The following is a 9,050-nucleotide window of genomic DNA, read 5'->3' on the forward strand; positions in this document are numbered from 1 at the left end:
ACTACCGGCCGCGTGCGCCCTTCTTCGCCGCTGGCTTCTGGGCTGAGCCCTTCTTCGCGGCGCCCTTCTTCGCCCCGGACTTCTGAGCAGCGGCCTTCTTCACAGAAGACTTCTTGGCAGCGCTCTTCTGAGCAGCGGCCTTCTTCGCTGCGCTCTTCTGCGCAGTCGCCTTCTTCGCTGCGCTCGTCGGGGCACCGACCCGCTTTGCAGCGCCCTTCTGTGCAGTGGCCTTCTTCGCCGCGCTCGTCGGGACACCGGCCCGCTTCGCAGCGCCCTTCTGAGCAGGGGCCTTCTTCGCTGCGCTCGTCGGGGCACCGGCCCGCTTTGCAGCGCCCTTCTGTGCAGGGGCCTTCGCGGTGACGGACTTCTTCGCCGCTGCCTTCCGCGCGGGGGCCTTTGCGGTAGCGGCCTTCTTCGCCGCGCCCTTCTGGGCAGGGGCCTTCGTCACCCTGTTCGCGGTGGCAGGCTCCTTCTCAGTGCCCTTCTGGGCAGGGGCCTTCGTCGCCCTCTTCGTGGTGGCGGAGGACTTCTTCTCTACCCCCGTCTGGGCGGGGGCCTTCGCGGTGGCCTTCTTGGGCGCAGCCTCCGGCTCCGAAATGGCTTCAGCCGCTCCAGTTGGGAGCTCCGCCGAAGCCGCTTCAATCGCGGCCTTCTTCGCGGGGCGCGCCTTCGCGGGGCGCGCCTTCGTGGGAGCGGGCTCCGCGGCGGCCTTCTTCACACCCTGCACCCTGCTCGACGCACTTTTCGGGAACAGCACGCCAGCGCCCCCGATGGCCAGCGGCATCTGCTGGGCCTGCGCGCGTGCCTTTCTCGAGCCGGCCCCATCCTCGTAACGGGAAGACGGGCGGACATCGTCGTACTCGTACGCGAGCTCGCGTACCTCCGTCTCCGCTACCGCCACTTCGGCGGCCTCCTCATCGGCCAGCTCCGCCTCCTCGAGCTGCTCGGCCTCTTCGACCGCTTCAGCCTCGGCCGCCGCACCGAGCGGTGCCTCGCCGGACTCCGCCGCTTCTTCGTCCTCCTCGTCGACCTGGACGCCGGATAGCGCCCCCTGAAGGACGGCATTCATCGCCCGAGCAAAGGTGCGCTCACCGAAGCTCTCCACCTCCGCGGGGGGCACGAGCACGTCGAGCATGTCCTTCAACGAGCGGTACAGCCGCATCTGCCGCTTCTCGCCCTCCCAGGTGCCATAGACCCAGTCGTCGCTCTCCAGCGCCTCGACCCAGGCCGGCAACGGACCGCCACCGTCGCCCTGCTCCACCATGGCCGACTTGCGCGAGGCGAAGAGGTGCCGGTGCTGCCCCTTCAAGCCGATGCGCCACAGCCCCGCCGCGGGAAGCCCTTCCAGCTTGAGGCGGGTCTTCTCCAGGACGCTCGGGTCTCCCTCCGCGCCGTGCAGACGGAAGAGGAGAACCTCACCGTTGAGCTCGCCCCCGTTGAACGCCTGATACAGGTCGGTGAGCTCATCGGGGAATGGAACGCCGCACTCCGTTTCGGCCCGGCGAATCTCCTCGGGAGAGACGCCAGCTGACGATGCCTTTACCGACTTGCGAAGTGCCTCCAACCACTCGTGCATGACCCCTCCACGACATCCAGTCGCACAACCTTACGGCGGCTGAGCGCTCCTGCGCAGTGCGGGCTTTGGCTTTTGATGACACCGCGCCAGAGCTGATCCAACTCGCTCCGGCTGACATGGCGGCCACCACCGCGCGCAGGCATACCTTGAAAACCCGTACCCACTGTCCAACCCATCCCCTCCTCCGGAAAAACAGGACTCACGCACGAAGGTGATGCCCCTGGCGCCCGCTCCAGCCGCCCGCGTTCCGGAGCAGCCCAGGCGTTCCGCTGATCCACCCTCCGCCGGCAGAAGCGTCCCAACGCGGCAACAACCCACCCGCCTGGCCCCCCAGGGCCCGGCCAGGGCGCCCAATGGGGTGAGCCACCCAGCCCCACGAGCGGAATTTCCGACGCGTGGGCGTGAATGGCGAACACCAGGGGCTCTACCTAGACATAGAGCACGTCGGAAAGGACGGGCTGGGGCACCACGGACACGAACGTGGCGCGGCCATCTACCGCTGTGGCCATCGCAGTTGCGAGCTGACATGGGATGCGAGGACCGCCCGGCGCGGCCCTCCAGTTGGGAGCGAGCGGCGGCGTGGCCCCAGGACCGTGGCACCTCCCGTTCACCCTGCCGCCGGCACGGTGTACGGGCGCCGGGGCGACGGCACCGGCGAGGACTTCGAGCCGCGCCCCCGTGAGCAGGTTGAACACGACACCCGAGCCCGTTAGGCAGGAGGCCATGGCACATCCCGTGAGCTACGAGGGGACGGCGGAGAACTTCGACCAACTGGTCCTGGAGCCCAAGGGCGAGCTGGTGGTCGTGGACTTCTGGGGTGACGGCTGTCCGAACTGCGAAATCTACGCGGCGGCCGAGCCCGCGTTGCTGGCGGATCTGGATGGCGCCCCGATGCGCGTCGTCAAGGTGAACGCATACCAGTACGAGGACCTGGCCAAGCGCTTCGGCCTCTTCGGCATCCCCACGTTCCTGCTGTTCCGTGAGGGCAAGCTCATCGGGAAGATGAGCCAGTACTACGGCAAGGAGTACTGGCTCGGCGTAGTGCGGGACCACCTGCCCAAGGCCTGACGCCGCTCAGGGATTCGAGACGGGCGCGCGCCGTAACGCCGTCAAAGGGCACCAGGGCCGCGTCTACACCAGGATGGTCCCGACCTTGCGCAGCACGTTGAACAGCTTGTCCCGGTCCAACTCCGACTTCGCGAAGGCCTTCGCGACGAAGACCTCCTTGAGCGCCTCATCCGAGGCATCGAACTCGCCGTTCTCGTAGTGGTGCTTCGCCTTCACCTTGGCCTGGATGTCGTGGTCGTCCGCGATGACCACGTCCGCCTTCAGCACGCCGCCGACCCGGAGCGCAGCGTCGTTGCCGTGGCCCCACACCACCTGCGCTTCCAGGTTCTCGCCCACGACGACCTCGCCGTCCGTGTCCACACCGGTGGCGCGCAACGTGCCGCCCACCACCAGCATCCCTTCCATCCCCGCGTTGCGCAGCACGCCTTCCACCGTGAGGTCTCCCGTCACGAGCAGCGGCCCATCGACGTGCACGTCGCCCTTCACCACGAAGTCCCCGCGCACGAAGCGCGGCAGCTTCGACAGGCGAGGCGCCTTCTCTTCGGCTGGCAGCACGTCCCGCGCGAGCTGCACCACCGCCATGGCCGTCCAGGGGAGCTCGCCCTGGAGCGCGGCCGCGAGCTGGTCCCATGACGTGGCACCTTGCAGCGCGAGCCCCTTCAGGACCTGTTCGACGCCGTCCACGTTCTTGTCCTCGAAATACCAGGCCTTGAGCAGCGTCTTGCGCTGACGCGCCAGCGCCTCCAGCAGCGGCTGCACGTCCAACGCGCCGGCCTTGGCCTTGCCCGAGGGAGCCTTGGCCCCCATGAGCTGGGCGAGGGACGCGTTCTTGTGCTCCAGCGCCTCCTGCGCGGGCGTCTGGCCGCTGCCATTCTTCAGCGAGACATCCGCCCCCGCCTTGAGCAGGACCTCGATGACGGGGCCTCGCTCCTTGAAGCGTGCGTGCTGATGCAGTGGCGTCCAGCCCTTGCCCGCATTGGGATTTGCTCCCGCGTCGATGAGCGCCTGGGCCACGTCGGCCTGACGCGCTTCGAAGAGCGCCGTCCGCCCTGACGTATCGAGCGCATCCACGGGCACGCCGCCTTTCACCAGCGGGGCGATGCAGGACACGCTTCCGTGCTCGGCCGCGACATGCAGCGGCGTGGACTTATTCGAATCGACGACGTCGGCGGAGACACCCAGGCGGAGCAACTCCTTCACCAGCGCCGCGTCATCCACCATCGCAGCGAGGTGGAGCACGCTGTGCTTGCTGGAATCCCTCGCCTCCAGGTCCGCGCCCAACGCCACCAGGGCAAGCACCCGGCCCGTGCGGCTGTTCCCTGCGAAGCCAGGGCCGAAGAACGGCTTCGCATCCAGCCCCGCCGCCAGCAGGAGTCCGGCATCCAGGTCCTTGCCCTTCTTCCCCGCGGGGCGTGCCGCGGGCTTCTGCTTCCGCAGCCAGGCCAGGAAACCCTCATCGGAGTAGGCGCCCTCCAGCCCCTGGAAGTTGAGCGAGTCGTCATCGCCCATCACGCCCTGGGCGCACATGCCAGGAGACTCCTCCACCTTGGCGAGCAACTCGCGGTAGCCCTGCTCCGGCTTGCCTTGCGTCAGTGCGCGCCACGCCTCGAGCCCGCGGCGTCCACGCTGGTGGTTCGCGAGTTCCCGAAGGCTGTTGGCTTCGTTCAGCGCGGCCTCCGCTTCGTCGAGCTGCGCCACGGTCGGCTTGCGCCGCACCAGGTCCTCCGCCCACTGGCTCAGCGCCAGCGAACGTGCGCGATGGGCGAGCGTCAGCGCGCCGCCGGGCTTCGTCCCTCGCGTCAGCTCGAGGATGCGGTCGCGCAGCCGCCAGTGCTCGGCCTTCAGCTCCTGTTCCCAGCGGTGCGGCTCCATGCTCCGCGTCGGGTCCAAACACCAGCTCAGGGAGTGGAGTCCCAGCAGGTGCTCGGGCTCCGCCGCCACGACTTCGCGCAGCAACGGAATCGCCTGGTCCAGCTGCGGCGGCATCTCGTCCAGCAGACTGTCCGCCTTCTTCATCAACGCAGCGACATCGACCTTCTTCGGAGCTTGAGCACGCGACATGGCGGGAGAACCTGCCATGAGTCAGTGACATGCGCGCGCGAAACTCACGGGCCGCGGAGCCCCTCTCAACCCGAGAATTCTCACGCGCCAAGCGTGGCATGACCGCTGCTTGCTCGCCGTCCTCGTCAGCACGCGAACCTTCACCACCTGATTCGAGGACAACGCTGCCTTGCCTGCCACTTGGCCCTCGTGGCGGTGCGGCCTACTCTCATGCACGACCTCATGCCTTTCGAGCCCTACGACATCGATCCGAACGACCCGCGCGCGCCGCCCCAGGAGACGTGGGACGCGCTCTCGTCCGAGGAGCGTCAACGCATCGTCGACAGCCTTCCATCCGAATTCCCCGTTTCGGAGGCAAACCCGCCGGAGGGCGATTTCCACTTCGAGGCCAAGACACGCGCCCGCGAGGTGCTCGGCAGCTTCTTCTCCCGCATTGGCCGCAAGGTGTACCTGGGGAGCGAGCTGCCCGTGTACTACCCAGGCGAATCCATGTTCGCCCCAGACGTCATGGCCGTGGTGGACGTCGAGCCCCACGCGCGGATGCGCTGGGTGGTCAGTGCCGAGGGCAAGGGCCTGGACTTCGCGCTGGAGGTGCACGTCGCGGGTGAGCGGCGCAAGGACTTGGAGCGCAACGTCGAGCGCTTCGCCCAGCTGGGTATCCGCGAGTACTTCGTCTTCGACCGGGGCCGGCTACGACTGAGCGGCTGGCGGCTGGACGAAGGGCGCCGCGTCTATCGCCCCATCCTTCCGCAGCATGGACTCTATCCATCTGAAGTCCTGGGATTGGACCTCCAGGTAGATGACGAGCGTCTGCGCTTCTACCTGGGAGGCGCGGCCCTGCCGGAGGCACCCGAGCTGATTGCCCGCCTCGAACACATGGTCGAGCGCGTCGAGGCCAGCCGCGCGGAGCTCGTACAGCAACTCGCGGAGGAGTCCCGCCTGCGAGCCGAGGAGTCCCGACTCCTGGAACTGGAAACCCAGCGCCGTGAGGACGCCGAGCGCCAGCTCGCTGAGGCTCGGGCGGAAATCGCGCGCCTGCGTGGCGAGCGCGCCTGACGCTCAGTCCCGATATCCGCGCGCCTGCAGCCGGAACAAGTGCGCGTAGCGGCCGTCCTTCGCCATCAGCTCGTCGTGGCTGCCCAGCTCGTCCACCTGCCCGTTGTGGAGCACGGCAATCTGGTCCGCCATGCGCACCGTGGAGAAGCGGTGCGAAATCACAATCGCAATCCGGTCCGCCGCCAGCGCCTGGAAACGCTCGAACAGCGCGTGCTCCGCCTCCGCGTCGATGCTGGCCGTGGGCTCGTCCAGAATCAGCACCTCCGCGTCGTCGCGCATGAAGGCCCGCGCCACCGCCAGCTTCTGCCACTGGCCCGCCGACAGCTCCTGCCCTTTCTCGAACCAGCCGCCCAGCATCGTGTCGTATTGCTGTGGCAGCGCCGTAATCACACCGCTGGCCCCGCCCTCCTCGGCCGCCTTCTCGATGCGGGTCCGGTCCTCCAGCGCTGGCACGTGCCCCAGGCCGATGTTCTCCGCCACGTTGAACTGGTAGCGCACGAAGTCCTGGAACACCGCGCCGAAGCGGCTGCGCAGGTCCTCCACGTCCATGTCCTTCAGGTTGACGCCGCCGTAGAAGATGTCGCCGTCCACCGGCTCGTACAGGCGCAGCAGCAGCTTCACCAGCGTGCTCTTCCCCGCGCCGTTCTCCCCCACCAGCGCCAGCTTCTGTCCCGGCTTCAGCGTCAGCGACACGTTCTTCAGCGCCCACGCATCCTTCCCCGGATAACGGAAGGACACGTCGCGCAGCTCGATGGCGCTGTCGTGCCCACGCGGCGGAGAGAGCGGCGGCAGCACCCGCGTCGCCTCGCCGCCGGTGGGGATGTCCAGGTACGCGAACAGGTTGCTCATGAAGAGCGCGTCCTCGTACATGGAGCCCACGCTGGTCAGGATGCCCTGGAACGCCGCCTGCCCCTGACGGAACACGCTCAGGTACAGCACCATGTCGCCCACGGTAATCGTCCCGCTCGCCGCGCGGCCCGCCACCAGCAGGTAGCAGCCATAGAAGGCGCCCAATGAGAGGACGCCCAGCCCCAGGCCCCAGGCCATCCGCCGGAAGGCCAGCGCACGGTCCTCCGCGAAGAACTTCTGGAAGAGCGTGCGGTAGCGGCCCAGCACCAGCGGCCCCAACCCGAAGAGCTTCACCTCCTTCACGTGGCTGTCCCGCGTGAGAATCCACTCCAGGTAGTTCAGCTTGCGGCCCTCGGGCGCGCGCCACGAGTAGAGCCGGAAGCCCGCCATGGCCAGCCGCGCCTCGGCGATGAAGGCCGGCACCGACGCGGCCACCAGCACCACCACGCTCCACGGCGACAACGCCACCAACAACGCGGCGAAGGTGCCCAGGGTGATGGTGTTGCGGACGATGGAGAACGCCTGCGTCACCAGCGACAGCGGCCGGCTGTTCGCCTCGCGCCGCGCGTTCTGCATCTTGTCGTAGGTGGCCGAGTCCTCGAAGTGCCGCAGCTCCAGCGCCAGCGCCTTCTGGAGGATGCGCTCATTGAGCAGGTTCCCCAGGTTGGCGCGAAGCAACTCGCGCGTCAGCGTCAGCCCGCGGTCCACCACCGCCGAGCCCAGCATCAACCCGAACTCCAACCCCACCAGCCCGTACACCCGCGAGCGGGCCTCCACCGAGCCCTGCGCCGCCGCCACCACCGAGTCCACGATGAGCTTGCCCACCCAGGCGATGGCCGCCGGCAACAGCGCCGCCACCAGCGTCAGCGCGCCCAGCACCACCGCGCCGCGAGGGCTGGCCTGCCAGAAGAGCCGGAAGGTCCCCGGCAACTGCTTGAAGAGACTGCCCGCGTTCTGGAAGCGGGCCTTGAGCGACACCGGGGCGGCAGGGGCTGTTGTAGGACGAGGAGACACGGTCCGCGTTCATAACGCGGAGCGCGCCCTCCTGCTTCAGGATGCAGGCGGAAGGTGACGCGACACCAGCACGTCGCAGCCCGCGCGCGCCAGCACCTGCTCCGTCAGTGGCGTGCGCGCCTCCACGGCGGACATGGCCAGCGCCAGCAGGTCCGAGCCCCGCTCCAACGCCTCCGCCAGGATGCCCTCTTCGGCTGGCTCGCCGCAGCGCACCCTCACCTCCAGCTCGCGGCCCGCCTCCCGGTAGGGCGCGAGGAAGCGGCCAAGCGCCACCCGCGCCTGATACTCCCGCTCCTGCCGCAGCAGCAGCCACCGCTCGGCCGGCGCATGGGCGCGGCGCAGCTCCGCCTCCTGCGCTGCCGTGTCCACCACGTGCAGCACGTCCACCAGCGCGGGGGCCGGGCACAGGCGCAAGGTCAGCTCCAGTGCCCTGCGCGACTCGCGTGAGAAGTCCACCGCCACCAGGGGCCTGCCGTAGGGCCGGACCGGGTGCGGCACCACCACCAGCACGGAGACGCCCAGCTTGCGCACCATGCGCCGCACCGTCGAATCCTCGGCCAGCGCACGCACCGGGTACGTCACATGGGGACGCCCCAGCACCACCAACTCCGCGCCCGACATCCGCGCCACGGCCGACGCCACCTCCACCGGGTCCCCTCGCCCGAGCTCCTCGCGCACGTCGATGTCCACGCGGTTGCGCAGCCGCCTGCACACGGAGCTCACCGCCTTGCGCAGGCAGCGTTCACCCGACAGCGTCCCACCTGGCCCCTCCTGCCCGTCCAGGACGGGGGCCACGTGCAGGACGCAGAAGACGCTCCCGTGCGCCAGCGGAAGGCGCAGCGCGCGCGCCAGCGCGAACTCGGAGCGCAGCGAGAAATCCGTTCCCACCACCAGGCGCGACACGCCCCGCTGCCCCCGGGCGAGCCCTGGAGGGAGCAACGGCACTGCCGTCCTCGAAAGTTGTGACGGCCTCATCTCCATCCCTCCTTCCCTTCCACCCGACTCACCTTGTGAGTATGCGTGTAGCGGTGAAGGTGGCACCTTGCAGCCTCCCGGAGGCAGCCGGTCGCTCCACCGCTCCGTGGACGGCCGCGCGGCGCCTGGCGTCATCCACACCTCGAAGATTCAGGCGTCGCGCGCCTGGCGCCACCGGGCTCGGCGTGTCGCAAAGTCCGCGACCGGGCAGGCCTCCGGAGCAGGCCCACCTCCGCTCAGGGAACACTCCGCGAGGTGAAGAGGTGCCAAGGAGCGGCTCCCTGAAAAATCTCCAGCAACCCGGCGGCCGTCCCCACAGAGAAGAAGGGAGAGCAGGCGTCCTTCACGAGGCTTGGCCTGCTTGGCATGTCCGAAGTCCGATAGAAGGTCCGAGCGAGGCACGGCCTGTCTCTTATGAACATCTGACCCTGCCGACGAGCTTACGCGTGTC

7 protein-coding genes are annotated in these 9,050 nt (G+C 68.7%); 3 read left to right on the plus strand and 4 right to left on the minus strand.

The window, feature by feature from the left end:
* Window position 1 precedes the first annotated feature (1 nt).
* Window positions 2-1,576: an SMI1/KNR4 family protein gene (locus FMP39_RS01160; protein ID WP_141588185.1), complete on the minus strand. Its 1,575-nt coding sequence runs from the start codon at window positions 1,574-1,576 to the stop codon at window positions 2-4.
* Between the two features lie 401 nt (window positions 1,577-1,977).
* Here FMP39_RS01160 and FMP39_RS37690 point away from each other — a divergent pair, with 401 nt between their 5' ends.
* Window positions 1,978-2,289: a CotH kinase family protein gene (locus FMP39_RS37690; RefSeq protein ID WP_255508445.1), complete on the plus strand. Its 312-nt coding sequence runs from the start codon at window positions 1,978-1,980 to the stop codon at window positions 2,287-2,289.
* Between the two features lie 10 nt (window positions 2,290-2,299).
* A complete protein-coding gene (locus FMP39_RS01170) occupies window positions 2,300-2,644 on the plus strand; it encodes a co-chaperone YbbN (protein WP_141588186.1) in 345 nt (114 codons plus the stop codon).
* A 63-nt stretch (window positions 2,645-2,707) separates the two neighbouring features.
* Here FMP39_RS01170 and FMP39_RS01175 read toward each other — a convergent pair whose 3' ends face one another.
* Window positions 2,708-4,705, minus strand: a complete 1,998-nt coding sequence (locus FMP39_RS01175) for an ankyrin repeat domain-containing protein (RefSeq protein ID WP_228557544.1) — start codon at window positions 4,703-4,705, stop codon at window positions 2,708-2,710.
* A gap of 210 nt (window positions 4,706-4,915) precedes the next feature.
* Here FMP39_RS01175 and FMP39_RS01180 point away from each other — a divergent pair, with 210 nt between their 5' ends.
* Window positions 4,916-5,761 carry a Uma2 family endonuclease gene (locus FMP39_RS01180; RefSeq protein ID WP_194858182.1) on the plus strand — a complete coding sequence of 282 codons (846 nt, stop codon included), beginning with the start codon at window positions 4,916-4,918 and terminating at the stop codon, window positions 5,759-5,761.
* A 3-nt stretch (window positions 5,762-5,764) separates the two neighbouring features.
* Here FMP39_RS01180 and FMP39_RS01185 read toward each other — a convergent pair whose 3' ends face one another.
* Both FMP39_RS01185 and FMP39_RS01190 read right to left on the minus strand, forming a co-directional pair.
* On the minus strand, window positions 5,765-7,588 hold the full coding sequence (locus tag FMP39_RS01185; protein WP_141588196.1) for an ABC transporter ATP-binding protein: 1,824 nt from the start codon (window positions 7,586-7,588) through the stop codon (window positions 5,765-5,767).
* A gap of 72 nt (window positions 7,589-7,660) precedes the next feature.
* Complete coding sequence (locus tag FMP39_RS01190; protein WP_141588189.1) at window positions 7,661-8,740, minus strand: universal stress protein; 1,080 nt, start codon at window positions 8,738-8,740, stop codon at window positions 7,661-7,663.
* Between the last annotated feature and the right edge of the window lie 310 nt (window positions 8,741-9,050).

Origin of the sequence: Myxococcus sp. AB056 (genome assembly GCF_006547365.1) — a bacterium.
Classification (GTDB): domain Bacteria; phylum Myxococcota; class Myxococcia; order Myxococcales; family Myxococcaceae; genus Myxococcus; species Myxococcus virescens.